This window comes from Mesorhizobium sp. Mes31 (assembly GCF_024519675.1).
Taxonomy (GTDB): Bacteria; Pseudomonadota; Alphaproteobacteria; order Rhizobiales; family Rhizobiaceae; genus Mesorhizobium.
Genome location: NZ_JALJRL010000008.1, coordinates 242,350 through 256,188 on the forward strand (window position 1 = coordinate 242,350; position 13,839 = coordinate 256,188).

14 protein-coding genes and 1 tRNA gene are annotated in these 13,839 nt (G+C 63.4%); 7 read left to right on the top strand and 8 right to left on the bottom strand.

Annotated elements, in window-relative coordinates:
- The first annotated feature begins 39 nt into the window (after positions 1-39).
- The 5 genes from NR193_RS16335 to NR193_RS16355 all read left to right on the top strand — a co-directional run bounded on the left by NR193_RS16335 (position 40) and on the right by NR193_RS16355 (position 3,945).
- On the top strand, positions 40-192 hold the full coding sequence (locus tag NR193_RS16335; RefSeq protein WP_256751812.1) for a histidine kinase: 153 nt from the start codon (positions 40-42) through the stop codon (positions 190-192).
- A 17-nt stretch (positions 193-209) separates the two neighbouring features.
- Positions 210-1,127, top strand: a complete 918-nt coding sequence (locus NR193_RS16340) for a site-specific tyrosine recombinase XerD (protein WP_256751813.1) — start codon at positions 210-212, stop codon at positions 1,125-1,127.
- Between the two features lie 99 nt (positions 1,128-1,226).
- Positions 1,227-2,177, top strand: a complete 951-nt coding sequence (locus tag NR193_RS16345; RefSeq protein WP_256751814.1) for an acetyl-CoA carboxylase carboxyltransferase subunit alpha — start codon at positions 1,227-1,229, stop codon at positions 2,175-2,177.
- 217 nt (positions 2,178-2,394) lie between these two features.
- Positions 2,395-3,693 carry a murein L,D-transpeptidase family protein gene (locus NR193_RS16350; RefSeq protein ID WP_256751815.1) on the top strand — a complete coding sequence of 433 codons (1,299 nt, stop codon included), beginning with the start codon at positions 2,395-2,397 and terminating at the stop codon, positions 3,691-3,693.
- Positions 3,694-3,702: 9 nt separating this feature from the next.
- Entirely contained in the window at positions 3,703-3,945 is a 243-nt protein-coding gene (locus NR193_RS16355; RefSeq protein WP_256751816.1) for a sulfurtransferase TusA family protein, read from the top strand.
- Between the two features lie 99 nt (positions 3,946-4,044).
- Here the strand turns inward: NR193_RS16355 and NR193_RS16360 are convergent, their stop codons facing one another.
- Complete coding sequence (locus tag NR193_RS16360) at positions 4,045-5,157, bottom strand: GTP-binding protein (protein WP_256751817.1); 1,113 nt, start codon at positions 5,155-5,157, stop codon at positions 4,045-4,047.
- A gap of 110 nt (positions 5,158-5,267) precedes the next feature.
- On the bottom strand, positions 5,268-6,434 hold the full coding sequence (locus tag NR193_RS16365; protein ID WP_256751818.1) for a D-alanyl-D-alanine carboxypeptidase family protein: 1,167 nt from the start codon (positions 6,432-6,434) through the stop codon (positions 5,268-5,270).
- Positions 6,435-6,650: 216 nt separating this feature from the next.
- On the opposite strand from NR193_RS16365, the gene NR193_RS16370 reads away from it, so the two are divergent.
- Together NR193_RS16370 and NR193_RS16375 are read left to right on the top strand one after the other, a co-directional pair.
- A complete protein-coding gene (locus tag NR193_RS16370; protein WP_256751819.1) occupies positions 6,651-7,814 on the top strand; it encodes a M20 aminoacylase family protein in 1,164 nt (387 codons plus the stop codon).
- Between the two features lie 84 nt (positions 7,815-7,898).
- A tRNA-Arg gene (locus NR193_RS16375) sits at positions 7,899-7,975 on the top strand.
- A gap of 305 nt (positions 7,976-8,280) precedes the next feature.
- Here the strand turns inward: NR193_RS16375 and NR193_RS16380 are convergent.
- The 6 genes from NR193_RS16380 to NR193_RS16405 form a co-directional block, all read right to left on the bottom strand.
- Positions 8,281-9,165, bottom strand: coding sequence for an AraC family transcriptional regulator (locus NR193_RS16380; protein WP_256751820.1), 885 nt, complete (start codon positions 9,163-9,165; stop codon positions 8,281-8,283).
- Positions 9,166-9,273: 108 nt separating this feature from the next.
- Positions 9,274-9,708 carry a YqaA family protein gene (locus tag NR193_RS16385; protein ID WP_256751821.1) on the bottom strand — a complete coding sequence of 145 codons (435 nt, stop codon included), beginning with the start codon at positions 9,706-9,708 and terminating at the stop codon, positions 9,274-9,276.
- Positions 9,709-9,714: 6 nt separating this feature from the next.
- Positions 9,715-11,199, bottom strand: coding sequence for a multicopper oxidase family protein (locus NR193_RS16390; RefSeq protein ID WP_256751822.1), 1,485 nt, complete (start codon positions 11,197-11,199; stop codon positions 9,715-9,717).
- Positions 11,200-11,410: 211 nt separating this feature from the next.
- Positions 11,411-11,764 (bottom strand): cupin domain-containing protein, encoded by a 354-nt coding sequence (locus tag NR193_RS16395; RefSeq protein WP_256751823.1) that lies wholly within the window; start codon positions 11,762-11,764, stop codon positions 11,411-11,413.
- Positions 11,765-11,884: 120 nt separating this feature from the next.
- A complete protein-coding gene (locus tag NR193_RS16400; protein ID WP_256751824.1) occupies positions 11,885-12,778 on the bottom strand; it encodes a sugar phosphate isomerase/epimerase in 894 nt (297 codons plus the stop codon).
- A gap of 68 nt (positions 12,779-12,846) precedes the next feature.
- On the bottom strand, positions 12,847-13,785 hold the full coding sequence (locus NR193_RS16405; RefSeq protein WP_256751825.1) for an ABC transporter substrate-binding protein: 939 nt from the start codon (positions 13,783-13,785) through the stop codon (positions 12,847-12,849).
- Between the last annotated feature and the right edge of the window lie 54 nt (positions 13,786-13,839).

Here is a 13,839-nt window from a genome sequence, read left to right on the forward strand (position 1 = left end):
GGGTTTGGAAACGCAGAACAAGTAGACGGGCGAAAATTGATGCCGACACTGTTTCGCTTTGTCGTGACACTCGCGATTCTGGCTGGCATTGCCTATGGTACGATGTTCGCGCTGGTGATGTTCGTCGAGCCCAAGAAGGCGGAAATGAGCGTGCGCATCCCGCCGGAAAAGCTCAATCCCAAGAAAAGTTGACTGACAAGAAAAGCTGAATGAACAGCGCCGCCCGCATCGAAGCCTTCCTGGAAATGATGAGCGCCGAGCGGGGCGCTGCCGAAAACACGCTTTCCTCCTATCGCCGCGACCTCGAGGATGCTTCGAACGAGATCGCTGGCGGGCTCGCCGGCGCCGCCGTCGCCGATATCCGCGCCTATCTCGACGATATCGCCGCGCGCGGCTTTGCGCCAACCTCGCAGGCACGCAAGCTGTCGGCGATCCGTCAGTTCTTCAAATTCCTCTATGCCGAGGGCCTGCGCGGCGATGACCCGACCGGCACGCTGGACAGCCCGAAAAAAGGCCGGCCGCTGCCCAAGACGATGAGCGAGGCCGACACCGGCCGGCTGATCGACCGCGCCGCGACCGAAGCCGGCGATGCCGGGCTCGACGATAGCGACAGTCTGGCGGCACTGCGCCTGCATGCGCTGGTCGAGGTGCTCTACGCCACCGGCCTGCGCGTTTCCGAACTGGTTGGCCTGCCGGTGACGGTGGCGCAGCGCGACGACCGTTTCTTCATGGTGCGCGGCAAGGGCGACAAGGAGCGGATGGTGCCGCTGTCGGCCAAGGCGCGCACGGCGATGAAGTCCTGGCTTGCCGCCCGCTCCAGGGTGCCTGCCTTCGCCGACAGTCCGTTTCTGTTTCCGGCCGCCTCCGACAGCGGCTATCTCTCGCGCCAGGTCTTCGCCCGCGACCTGAAAGGGCTGGCCGCGAGGGCCGGCATCGCCTCGGCCAAGATATCGCCACACGTGCTGCGCCATGCTTTTGCCAGCCACCTGTTGCAGAACGGTGCCGATCTCAGGGCCGTGCAGCAACTGCTCGGCCATGCCGACATATCGACGACACAGATTTATACCCATGTGCTGGAGGAGCGGCTGGTGCGGCTGGTCAACGATCATCATCCGCTTGCCGACTAGGCCTCATATCGCTATGTGAGGACGACGTTTCACCGCCCGGAGCCTCGCATTTCACGGTTCCGTCAGCCATTGCCTTCCGACGTATCGGTCCGCTCAAGCATGTACAATTACCTCGATTTCGAAAAGCCGGTGCAGGACCTCGAGGGCAAGATCCTCGAGCTGAAGAAGCTTGCCGAGAACGGCGAGGCGGTCGATGTCGGCGACGAGATCAGCCGTCTCGAGAAGCGCTCTCGCGATGCGCTGCGCGACGCCTACAAGGCGCTGACGCCGTGGCAGAAGGTGCAGGTGGCGCGCCATCCCGACCGGCCGCATTGCGTCGACTACATCAAGGGCCTTTTCAACGATTTCACGCCGCTCGCCGGGGACCGCAATTTCGGCGAGGACCAGGCGATCGTCGGCGGTTTCGCCCGCTTTCGCGGCGAGCCGGTGGCGATCATCGGCCAGGAAAAGGGCTCCGACACGACCAGCCGGCTGAAGCACAATTTCGGTTCGGTGCGGCCGGAAGGCTACCGCAAGGCGGTGCGTCTCATGGAGCTTGCCGACCGGTTCAAGATTCCGTTGCTGACGCTGGTCGACACCGCCGGCGCCTATCCCGGTGTCGGCGCCGAGGAGCGCGGCCAGGCGGAAGCCATTGCCCGTTCGACCTCGGCCTGCCTCGGCCTCAAGGTGCCGTCGATCTCGGTGGTCATCGGCGAAGGCGGCTCGGGTGGCGCCATCGCGATCGCCACCGCCAACCGCGTCTACATGCTCGAACACGCCATCTATTCGGTGATTTCGCCGGAAGGCGCGGCCTCGATCCTGTGGCGCGACACGACGCGCTCCAAGGACGCGGCGACCAACATGAAGATCACCGCGCAGGATCTTCTGGAGCTGAAGATCATCGATGCCATCATCCCCGAGCCGCTCGGCGGCGCGCATCGTGGCGCCGAAACCGTGATCGCCGCGACCGGTGACCTCATCGCCAGGACGATGAAGGAATTTTCCGGCGCCAACACTGATTTCCGCGAGCAGCGCCGCGAGAAATACCTGGCAATGGGCCGCAGTCTCTGACCACAAGCGCCCTTGCCCGCCGCAATGTGGCGGCGCGGAGCATTTTTGCCACAAAAATGCCGCTGCATTCGGCTCAATGAGACTGCCGCATGGGGACGCATCGACACTTGTGGTAAGGAATTTTCAAGGTTAACGGGCTTAGGGTCCGTCCACGTTCAGTGCAGTAGCCGTGGCATGAATCGCCCTGGCGCCAGAGAAAAAGACGATATCCGCAGCCATGTTCGCAAAGCTTGCCCGCACCGGAATCCTGATCGCCGCCCTCGGCGTTGCCGGCTGCAACGATTCGTCGATGAAGGATTTCGCGCCCGAGGCCAACAAGCCGCTGCCCGACAAGATCCTCGCCGATATGAAGGCCAAGGGCATGGTCCGCACCTCGTCGGTGATGGCCCGCATCTTCAAGGAAGAGGGCAAGCTCGAAATCTGGAAGGCCAAGACCAACGGCCGCTACGACATGGTGGCCAGCTACGATATCTGCAAATGGTCGGGCAAGCTCGGGCCGAAATACACCGAAGGTGACCGTCAGGCGCCTGAAGGCTTCTACACGGTCCGCCCGTCGCAGATGAATCCGCGCTCGAACTACCATTTGTCTTTCAACATCGGCTTTCCCAATGCCTATGACCGGGCCAATGGTCGCACCGGCGCCAATCTGATGGTGCACGGCGCCTGTTCGTCGTCCGGCTGCTATTCGATGACCGACGCGCAGATCGAGCAGATTTATGCCTTCGGCCGAGACGCCTTCCAGGGTGGCCAGACCGAATTCCAGATCCAGGCCTTCCCGTTCCGCATGACTGCCGCCAACATGGCGCGCTACCGCAACGACCCGAATTACGACTTCTGGAAGATGCTCAAGGTCGGCTACGACAATTTCGAAATCACCAAGGTGCCGCCGAAAGTCGACGTCTGCGAAAAGCGCTATGTCTTCAATCAGGTTGCAGCCGACGGCCAGACGTTCGATCCGACGGGTCCCTGCCCGGCGACGACGCAGCCGGATTCGCTGAAAAGCGCCTACAACTCCTACATGAGCACCTATGACGCGGCGTTCAACGGCGCGATCAAGGCCAGCGTGCCCCCGCCCAAGCCGACCATCGCCGGCATCAAGGAAGCCAGCATCGTCTCCGACTGGTCGAAGCGCCGCGCTCGCGGCGAGCGCGTGCCGATCGATCCGCCGTCGCTCAATTCCGACGGTTCGGTGACCGAGACGGCGCGCATGGGCCGCATCGATTCGCCGGCCGGGCGCAAGATGGCGGCACTCGAGGCCGAGAAGGCCGCCAAGCAGAAGGCCGAGGAGCAGAGGCTGGCTGCCATAGAGGCTGCCAAGGCGGCCAAGGAAGCCGCTAAGGCACAGGCCTTGGCCGAGAAAGAAGCGGCCAAGGCCGCCAAGGAAGCCCCTGTCGCCACCGCTACCATTGCTGCCCCCACCGAGGCCGCGCCGGCAGCCGAAACGCAGGCTGCGAGTGCCGATGAGAGCAAGGTAACAAGGCTGAAGAACAAGCTGCTCGGCATGTTCGGCGGCTGAGTTCCCGCCGTGACCAAAAGCGATGCTGTCTATGACCTCAAAGGGCTGAACTGCCCCTTGCCTGTACTGAAAGCGAAGAAGCGGCTGGCCGGAATGCGCCCGGGCAGCCGGCTGTGGATCGAAACCACCGATCCGCTGGCCGTTATCGACATCCCCGCATTCTGTTCCGATAGCGGCCATCGCCTCGTCGAAACGGCGGCGCTCGCCGGCGGCCATCGCTTTCTGGTCGAGCGCGGCGAGCAACGATCTTAGAATTTAGAGCAATTCCAGGAAAAGTGTGAAACGGTTTTCCCGGGAGAAGCGCGTAGCGCTTTCCCTGGGGAATTGCGTCAAAACAAAGAGTTAGAGCGGTTAGCGCCCGGCGATCGCCAGCGGATTGTTTTCCAGCGCCGCGCGGTCGGGCGTGTCGATCGATGGCCGGTTGGTGAAGGCTGCGAACAGCCGGCGCACATAGTCTTCCGGCATGTCGAGCGTGATCAGCACCAGCCGCGTGCCGCGCTGGCCATCCGGCCAGGACGGCAATTGCACCGGCGGATGCAGGATCTTCTGCACGCCATGCACCACCAGCGGCCGTGACGGGTCTTCCTGCAATTCGATGACGCCCTTCATGCGCAAAAGGCGTTCGCCATGCGCCGAGCGCAAAAGGTCGAGAAACATCTCGATCGCTGAAAACGGCACCGGCCCATCATGGACCAGCGAATAGGAGCGCACGCGCTGATCGTGGCGATGGCCATGGTCATGGCCATGCGCGTGATCATGGCCGTTATGATGGTGATGGTCGTGATCATGCGCCGCTTCTTCGCCAAGCCAGCGCCGCACATCGGCGGATTTGGTCGCGGGATTGTAGAGGCCGCAGTCAAACAGCGCCGCCACGCCCGTCCCCGTGTCCGCGGCATCGAGCAACTCGGCGCCCGGATTGATTTGCCGCAAGCGCGCCCGCAGCGTTTCCAGTTCACGCGGATCCGTGACCAGATCGGCTTTGCTCAGCACGATGCGGTCGGCCACGGCGACCTGCTTGACCGCCTCGACATGCGCATCGAGCGTGGCATTGCCATTGACCGCGTCGACCAGCGTGATGACGCCGTCGAGCCGGAAGGCCTGCACCAGCGCCGGATGCGCCATGATCGACTGCAGCACCGGCGCCGGGTCGGCGAGGCCGGTGGTCTCGACGATGACACGGGCGAGACGGGCAATGCGGCCGGTCTGCAGCCGGTCGACAAGGTCGGCCAGCGTGTCGACCAGTTCGCCGCGCACCGTGCAGCACAGACAGCCGTCCGAAAGCTGGATAATGCCGTCGGAAGCCTGCTCGACCAGCAGATGGTCGATCGCCACCTCGCCGAACTCGTTGATGATGACGGCCGTGTCGGCCAGTGCCGGATCTTTCAAGAGCCGGTTGAGCAGCGTCGTCTTGCCGGCACCGAGGAAGCCGGTCAGCACCGAGACGGGGATCGGGAAGTCCGCCATTAGGCTCCGACTTTTTGCTTGAACATGATCTCTGGACGAACGGAACCGTTCGTCCGAGAAAACCGGAGTCCAAGTTTCGCTGGCGCGGACTTTCGGTTCGGGATCATGCTCTAATTCGCGACCTTGACCGGCTGGTCGCCCTGGGCCGCCGAGCCCGTCACAGTCGGATCGCCGCCGGCAGGTGCCGGCCGGTCGGGCCGCCAGCTCGGGATCGGCACGTCGGCATATTCCTGGCCGCCTTGGTCGAGCATGGCCTTCGGCGCCGGGCCGGTGGCGCCGCCGAGGCCGACGGCAACCAGCGTCGGCACATGGTCGAGCTTTTCCTGGTAGGGCGACTTCGGCACGTTTTTTGGAGCGGCAGCCGGAGGCGCCTCGGACTGCTCGTCCGGCGCCTTCTTCTTGCAGATCTCGTCATGCATGTCGTTGGGCGAGACGGTGTCGCCGTAAGGCGCCAGCGTGGCAATGGTCGCTGAGCCGGCAGCCGGCGTGTCAAACCCCTGGTCGAGCAGTTTCGCTGCCGTTTCAGCGCGGCTGACCGCCGATTTCTCGCCAAGCACCACCGCGACCAGCGTGCGCCCGTTGCGCGTCGCCGAGCCGATCATGTTGAAGCCGGAGGGACAGACGAAGCCCGTTTTCATGCCGTCGGCGCCCGGATAGCGGCCGATCAGCAGATTGTAGTTCGGGATCGCCTTCTTGCCGACGGCCAGACCCTCGATCGAGAACCATGGCGCATATTGCGGGAACTCCCGGCGGATCGCCATGACCAGCACGGCGAGATCGCGCGCCGTCGTGTACTGGTCGGGCGAATAGAGCCCGTTCGGATTGACGAAATGCGTGCCGGTCATGCCGAGCCGAGCCGCTTCGGCATTCATGCGGTCGGCGAAGGCGGCCTGCGAGCCGCCGACATTCTCGCCGACGGCCATGGCGATGTCATTGGCCGACTTGACCAGCATCATCTTCAGCGCATTGTCGAGCCGCATCACCGAGCCTGGCTTGAAGCCCATCTTGCTTGGCGGCTCGGCGGCGGAGTGTTTCGTCACCTTGATCGGCGAATCAAGCTGGACCTCGCCGGCCGCGAGCGCCCGGAAGGTCACATAGGCGGTCATCAGCTTGCTCAGCGAAGCCGGATACCAGCGCTTGAAGGCATCCTGCTGTTGCAGGATCTTGCCGCTGTTCAGGTCGAACAGAACCACTGGATTGGCCAGCGCCGGCCCGGCCACGGCGGAGAGCACGATTGCGCCAGCCGAGAATAGTTTGAGGAAATGCCTGTGCCGCATGATCAAATCCGAAATCGCCTCTTGCCGTAGTCGCCCCTGGCTCCGTAAGATTTCGTTACACGATCGCCAGCATAATGGGTCCGACCCTCAAAAACCGGACCGCATCGTTGCGGTGCTATTTACCCTATGTGACGCCAACATGGCAAAGTGCCTGACGATCACAATTGCAAGGTGGCGGGCAATACCCGCCTGCTCGAACAGCGAGATGGAACCATCATGCCAATCCTGAACCGTGCCGCCGAAATGCAGGACGAGGTCGCCGGCTGGCGCCAACATCTGCACCAGACGCCAGAACTGAACTTCGACGTCTTCAAGACCGCCGCCTTCGTCACCGAGAAACTGAAAGCCTTCGGTTGCGACGATGTGGTGACCGGCCTCGGCAAGACCGGCGTCGTCGGCATCATCCGCGGCCGCCAGGGCGAAGGCCCCACTATCGGGCTGCGCGCCGACATGGACGCGCTGCCGCTCAACGAGATCACCGGCAAGCCTTACGCTTCGACCATTCCCGGCAAGATGCATGCCTGCGGCCATGACGGCCACACGGCGATGCTGTTGGGTGCCGCAAAATACCTCGCCGAGACACGCAACTTCACCGGCTCGGTGGCGGTCATCTTCCAGCCGGCCGAGGAAGGTGGCGGCGGCGGCAACGAGATGGTCAAGGACGGCATGATGGAACGCTTCGACATCTCCAAGGTGTTCGGCATGCACAACATGCCGGGCTTGCCTGTCGGGCAATTCGCCATCCGCCCGGGTCCGATTATGGCGGCGACGGCCGAGTTCACCATCACCGTGAAAGGCAAGGGCGGCCACGCGGCGATGCCGCACGGCACGATCGACCCGATCGTCATCACCAGCCAGCTGGTCGGCGCCTTGCAGACGATCGCCTCGCGCAGCACCGATCCGGTCGAGGCCGTGGTGGTGTCGGTGACCAAGTTCCACGCCGGCGACGCCTACAACATCATCCCGGAATCGGCCGAAATCGCCGGCACGGTGCGCACCTTGAGGAAGGAAATCGCCAAGAAGGCGGAAGAACGCATCCGCGCCATTTGCGACGGGCTGGCGACCGCGTTTGGAGCCAAGATCGAGGTCGACTACCAGGCAAATTACCCCGTGACCTTCAACCATGCGGAAGAGACGGTGTTTGCCAGCGACGTTGCGGCGAACGTCGCCGGCGATGCCCATGTGCACCGCGGCATCCAGCCGGTGATGGGCGGCGAGGATTTCTCCTACATGCTGGAAGCCCGCCCGGGCGCCTTCATCTTCATCGGCAATGGCGACACCGCCGGTCTCCACCACCCGGCCTATGACTTCAACGACGAGGTCATCCCGCACGGCATGAGCTATTGGGTGAAACTGGCGGAAACCGCACTCGCGGCCTGATGCCATCCGCCGAAAGGGCTGGCCGATTTGCGTTCGGCCGGCTCTTGGCGAAACGATCCGAAGCGGCTATGTGTCGGGCCGCGTGGTCCCGTAGCTCAGTAGGATAGAGCGGCAGATTCCTAATCTGTAGGTCACAGGTTCGATTCCTGTCGGGATCACCAACGTTTTCAATTACTTAACGAATTGGTGCCGTACTTTTTTTGCGAAATAGGTGCGGTGAATTTCGTAGCTCTTCAAACTTGGGCACGGGTGCCCAAGAACGAAGCGGCCCAGATCCGCTGAGAAGCGGGACACTACGATGCCCAAAAATTGAGTAGTCGTCGGGTGTTCCCGATCACCACCCTTGCGTGCTTTTGACGAACCGGGACTAGGCCGTGAACCCATAAAACGTGAAATGACCGAGATCGGGCGACAACGGCCTGTCCGCTTCTGGCGATCAGGAGCAACAAGCCGCCGTCCAGCGGTACTATTTCAGCGGCAGGAACAGCTCCGCGACCGTCTCATGCTCCGGCACCTCCGGGAGGAAGGCGAGGCGTTGGCAGTAGAGAGGGAAATCCCTTGCTTCTTCGCCGCTGGCCGGCAGCCAGTCGCGATAGAGGTAGAGAGCGGCGGGCTCCAGATTGTCGGTATTGCCGACGACGCGCAGCACAGCGCAGCGCCCGCCGGGGATAAAGCCAGCCGACACGCCCTCGTCATTCGGTCCTATCGGGCAATCGGTGCCCGCACACAGGTCCATCCGGTATTCGGCTGGGGATGCGGGCCGCCGCTCGGAACGGAAGACGTTGAAGATTGGGCTGGTCTTTGGCGATGACAGGCCAGCGGCCTTTCGCCAGGCGATGAACCGCTGGATGGTATCGCCAATCGTCGCGGGGTCACCCCGATGCTCCATGATCGCCACCGGCGTCGGGGCCACATCGCGGATCGTCACATCTTCATGGCTAAAAGTCTTCTGCATGAGCTTGCTCCTGGCGTTGTCGAGAGGCCCGAGGGCCGCAAGCCACGGCTCCCATTCGGGAGACTTTCGGAACGACGAAGGCGATTGTCCGAACCGTTGCCGAAAGGCGCGGGCGAAGGCATCCGGTGCGTCGTAACCGGCATCCATCGCTATGTCCGTGACGCTTTGGGCGTCTCTGTAGGCCAGCCGGTACGAAGCGCGCTTCATGCGGGCGAGTTGGACATAGCGATGCACGGACAACCCAAAGGTGGACGTGAACTGCCGGTGAAAATGGTATTTCGAGAACGCCGCGACGCCGCTCAACGCTTCCAAGCCCAGATCGTCGTCCAGATGCTGGTCTATGTGGTCCAGCACCCGCTGCATCCGGACATGGTAGTTTTCAAGTGGCGCCTTCACCGTCTCTTCCTCCGTGGCGACACCAGCTAGGCCCTTCCGGATATGTCGCGCTCGACCGATCTTGCGATTTGGCAAGGATCGGCAGGTGACTGCCAGCAACGCAGCTGTTCACGCCATCGCCCACAATCCCCCCGCAACGATCACCGCATAGCGTGCGGCCTTGCCTATTGCGACAAGAGCGACGAACACACCGAGGTTCACGCGGGCCGCGCCCGCCGCAATGGTGAAAGCATCTCCGACGACCGGCAGCCAGGCAAACAGCAGTGTCCATTCGCCAAAGCGCCGGAAGATTCGGCTTGCCTGCTCATAGCGATCGGGAGTGACGGGGAACCAGCGCCTGTCCCGGAGCGATCCGATGCCACGCCCCAGAACCCAGTTCACCACGGAGCCGAGCGTGTTGCCGACCGTGGCGACCACAAGGAGCAGTCCCGGATCCCCGCGGCCCGCGACGATCAGGCCAGCGAGCACCGCCTCCGATGAGACCGGCAGGATGGTTGCGGCGAGGAACGCGCTGAGGAACAGCGCGCCATAGAGCGCCACCACGCCGGACTATGCCTGCACGTCGACAATGCCCATCATGCCGAGCTGCTCGTGCTCGAGGATATGGCAGTGATACATTCTCGGCCCCGGCCGGTCCTGCCGCAGCAGCAGCCGCACCGTCTCTCCGCGCGCGACGTTGACGGTGTCTTTCCAGGCGCGATAGGCCGGCTTCGATATCTCGCCGCCGCGCTCGTACTCGACCACCTGGAACTGCGTCCCATGCACATGGAATGGGTGATCCATGTCTGCCTTGTTGACGATCTCCCAGAGTTCGACCTGTCCAGCCTTGGCGACGATGTCGACGCGGCTCATGTCGAAAGCGGCGCCGTTGATCAGGAACCCCATCTCCATGCCGGTGACGTTCATGGTCATGGTTTCGGTGAAGACGAAGCGCCGGCTGACGGCAGGAGCGCCGAGTTGCGCGATCGGCCGCAGCCTGTCGGGCAATGGCGGGACCGGCTCGGCCGGCGTCTCCGAAACGTTGACCGTGAACAGCGTCAGCCCGGCATCGGCGGGACGTCCAGCACCCATCCAGCCGCGATCGTAGTCGAGCGTGGACAGCGTCGCGGGACCGGGCTTCTCGAAGGAGACAATCAGTTCAAGCCGTTCCGCCGGGCTTAGCAGGATATCGTCGGCCGCGACCGGCGCCTCCAGCAGACCGCCGTCCGTCCCGATGATCGTCATCGGCGCGCCGTCGAAGGAGAGCCGCAAGAAGCGCGCGTTGGTCGCATTGTAGAACCGGAAGCGCCGCTTCGTGCCGAAGGGGACCGTCAGCACCGGATTCTTCTGTCCATTGACCAGCACATGGTCGCCGACGCGCCCGTTCATCAGGTCCGTCATCGTGTTGTCGGGCAAGCTGCCATCGGCCGCAAGACGAAGGTCGGTGAACACCAGCACGGTGTCGCCATAGGCCGCCGGGATCGGATCGGCCTTCGGCTTGACCACGAACGCTCCGGCAAGGCCGCGATAGACCTGCTCGGCCGTCTTGCCGTGCGGATGCGGGTGATACCAGTAGGAGCCGGCGCTGCCTTCCGGCAGGTCGAAGCTGTAGGTGCGATCGGTGCCCGTCGCGACCGGGTCCATCGGATTGCCGTCCTGGTCGGCTGGCACCGGCATGCCGTGCCAATGGATGGTGCTCGCCTGGTCCGCAATCCGGTTGGCGAAGGTGATCTCGACCCGGTCGCCCTCGACCGCCTCGATCAGCGGCCCGGGGCTGGTGCCGTTGTAGCCGAGGATGGGGGTGTCCAGCCCTTCCGCAAAACGCGCCGTGGTGGACCCAGCCGTCAGCTTCGCCTTGAACAGGCCGGGCGTATCGGCTTCGTTGGCGAGGCGGGACAAGTCGCGAAGGGCTTCTCCTTCCGGCAGCACGACGGTGGCCTGCGGCGCAGCGCCCATATCCATGCCGGGCATGTCGTCCATCTTCATCTGGGCGATCGCACGCTTGCTCCCGAGAACCGTCGCAAGACCTGCCGCCAGAAAACCGCGTCGATGCATCTGTCGTCTCCTCGATCAGCCATTGAACGCCAAGCTTGATCCCAAGAAGACTGCCGATGCCCAGCCGGGTCAATGCGGCGTTTGGGCTGCTTGTTCGGCCCAGCGTCATGGCCGTTGGAAAGCTCTTCGATGACCAGGCAGTGCGGGCGACCATCGCGCCAAAAATCCGCTATGGGCGCCGACCATCAGCAGCCCATGCGAACAGGCCGTTTCAGCCAACCCGAACGACAAAATGCTTCGTCACCGGCTCGACGATCTTCCAGGTTCCCTTGAAATCGGCTTCCACCACGAAGGCGTCACCAGGACCCACCTCGACCGGTGCGCCGCCGTCGGGCGTGATGATGATGCGGCCGGCGATCATGTGCACGAACTCGTAGTCGGTGTAGGTCGCATGATAGGTGCCGGGCGTCGCCTTCCATGTGCCCGACATCACCTTGCCGTCTTCGGTCGTGTGCTGCACCGCGGTCTTCATGGTCGGCTTGCCCTCGACCACGACCCAGCCGGCCAGATCGCCGGCTTCCGCGTTCTCGACGGTGCCGAATTTGAGGATCGTCTCGTGTGTCATGCCCTGGGCTCCGTCATTGTGCTGGCATCATGTGCCTGGACGGTCAGATAGCCGATGCCCCTGCCGCGGGCAATGGCGCCGCCGTGTACCGCGCGGCGCTACATCCGGTTCGACGGCGGGTTACGGTTTATGTTGTGCCGAGACAAGCTCGGCCTTGCGACGCGCCGTCTCCAGTCCGAGGCCGATGAAGGCGCGCGCGTGCTTGGCGAGCGCCATGTTGTCGGTCCACAGATTGCGCCAGATGGCGGTTTTCTTCGACAGGTTCTCGTCGACGATTTCCGAGGAAAAGGATTCGAAGCTGAGGTCGTCGCTGTAGCCGATGGCCGTCAGCGCATCGAAGATCGCCGCGAAGTCGATGTTGCCGGTGCCGAGGAAGCCGCGATGGCTCTCGCCGATATGGACATAGCCGATCTTATCTGCGGCGTGGCGTATGGCCAGCCCGACATTGGCCTCCTCGATGTTCATATGGAAGGTGTCGAGATGCAGGAAGATGTTGTCCGAGCCGGTATCCTGGATGAAGGCCAGGCCTTGCGCGGCTGTGTTGAGCAGGTTGCTTTCGAAGCGGTTGACGATTTCGAGGTTGAGCGTGACGCCGGCCGCCTTGGCCGTATCGGCGACCTTCGCCAGCGCGGCAGCGCTGCGCTTCCATTGATCGCGCGTCGGTGCCTCGACCTGCAGTCCATGACTGGCCGAGAGGATACCGCCGACCTTCTGGCCGCCGAGATCGCGCGTCAGCGCGATGGTGTTGTTGAGGATGTCGACACCGTGCCCGGCAACCGCCTTGTCAGGGCTGGAAATGTCGCCGTCGGCCGGCAGGCCGATGCTGATCGCGACGCCGAGCCCGAGATCGGCGATCCGCCTGGCGAGCCTGCCGATATCGACATTGGCGGGATCGAGATAGGAGAATTCGATCAGGTCGAAGCCGGCCTCCCTGGTGTTGGCCAGCGTCCGTTCGAGCTCGGCCTGCGCCGAACTTGCCGACCAGACGAAAGAATGGATTCCGATGCGCGACATGATCGTCTCCGGTTTGCGGATGGGAACGGCGCGGCCGGGTCAAACCGGCCGCGCCCGTGTTGGACGGATCAGCGGGCCGCGGTCCAGCCCTTGTAGTCCTTCAGGTTCTCGGCGGTGATCAGCTTCGGGTCGAGCAGCACGGTTGCCTCGGCCGGTTTCTTGCCGGCCAGCAGGTCGGCCGCCATCGTCAGCGACTGGCCGGCCATCACATAGGGGTCCTGCGAGGCGGAGGCCTTGATCATCGACGTGCCGGAAGCGAGTTCCTTCTCGATATCCGGGGCGCCATCGACCGCGGTGAAGATGAACTCGGAGCGGTTGAGCTGCTTGGCGGCGAGCTGGGCGCCGATCGCCGTCGGATCGTTGATGGCAAACACGGCATCGATCTTGTCGAAGCGGGTGAGCAGCGACTGGAACACCTTCAGGCCGCCGTCGCGCGAGCCTTCGGCATTCTGGTCGTCGGAGAGGATCTTGATGTCCGGATGCTGCGAAAGCACGTTCTTGCAGCCCTTGACCCGCTCCAGGATCGACGACGATGCCGGGCCGTTGAGGATGACGTAGTCGCCCTTGCCGCCGGTGTGGTCGACCAGATACTGGCAGGCCTCTTCGCCGGCCTTGACGTTGTTGGTCATCACCGTGACATCGGCGCCCGGAGCCGAAACGTCGAAGGCGGCAACGATAATGCCGGCCGCCTGTGCCTTCTTCACCGCCGGCGCGATCGCCTTGGCATCGACGGCATTGAGCATGATCACGTCGACGCCGGCGGCGATGAACGAATCGACCTGCGAGACCTGCTTGTTGAGGTCATAGTCGGCTGACACCGACGTCACTTCGACCTTCGGATTGATCTTCTTGGCCGCGTCCTCGATGCCCTTGATGGTGGCGACGAAGAAGGGGTTGCCGAGCAGGCCGACCGAGATGCCGACCTTGTTCAGGTCCTTGGCCGAAGCAGGCGCGATGGCGACAGCCGCGAGTGCGACGCCGCAGAGCAGTTTGGCGATGGTCTTCATTTCTTTCCTCCGATTGCCCCGCGCCTCTCACGGTGCGTTACACACAAACCGGCT

Bases quoted from the DNA above. Each gene is read 5' to 3' on its own strand.
- NR193_RS16350 (WP_256751815.1), top strand. From the start codon at position 2,395: ATGTTCGCAAAGCTTGCCCGCACCGGAATCCTGATCGCCGCCCTCGGC.
- NR193_RS16335 (WP_256751812.1), top strand. From the start codon at position 40: ATGCCGACACTGTTTCGCTTTGTCGTGACACTCGCGATTCTGGCTGGC.
- NR193_RS16405 (WP_256751825.1), bottom strand. From the start codon at position 13,785: ATGAAGACCATCGCCAAACTGCTCTGCGGCGTCGCACTCGCGGCTGTC.
- NR193_RS16400 (WP_256751824.1), bottom strand. From the start codon at position 12,778: ATGTCGCGCATCGGAATCCATTCTTTCGTCTGGTCGGCAAGTTCGGCG.
- NR193_RS16370 (WP_256751819.1), top strand. From the start codon at position 6,651: ATGCCAATCCTGAACCGTGCCGCCGAAATGCAGGACGAGGTCGCCGGC.
- NR193_RS16365 (WP_256751818.1), bottom strand. From the start codon at position 6,434: ATGCGGCACAGGCATTTCCTCAAACTATTCTCGGCTGGCGCAATCGTG.
- NR193_RS16390 (WP_256751822.1), bottom strand. From the start codon at position 11,199: ATGCATCGACGCGGTTTTCTGGCGGCAGGTCTTGCGACGGTTCTCGGG.
- NR193_RS16395 (WP_256751823.1), bottom strand. From the start codon at position 11,764: ATGACACACGAGACGATCCTCAAATTCGGCACCGTCGAGAACGCGGAA.
- NR193_RS16360 (WP_256751817.1), bottom strand. From the start codon at position 5,157: ATGGCGGACTTCCCGATCCCCGTCTCGGTGCTGACCGGCTTCCTCGGT.
- NR193_RS16340 (WP_256751813.1), top strand. From the start codon at position 210: ATGAACAGCGCCGCCCGCATCGAAGCCTTCCTGGAAATGATGAGCGCC.
- NR193_RS16345 (WP_256751814.1), top strand. From the start codon at position 1,227: ATGTACAATTACCTCGATTTCGAAAAGCCGGTGCAGGACCTCGAGGGC.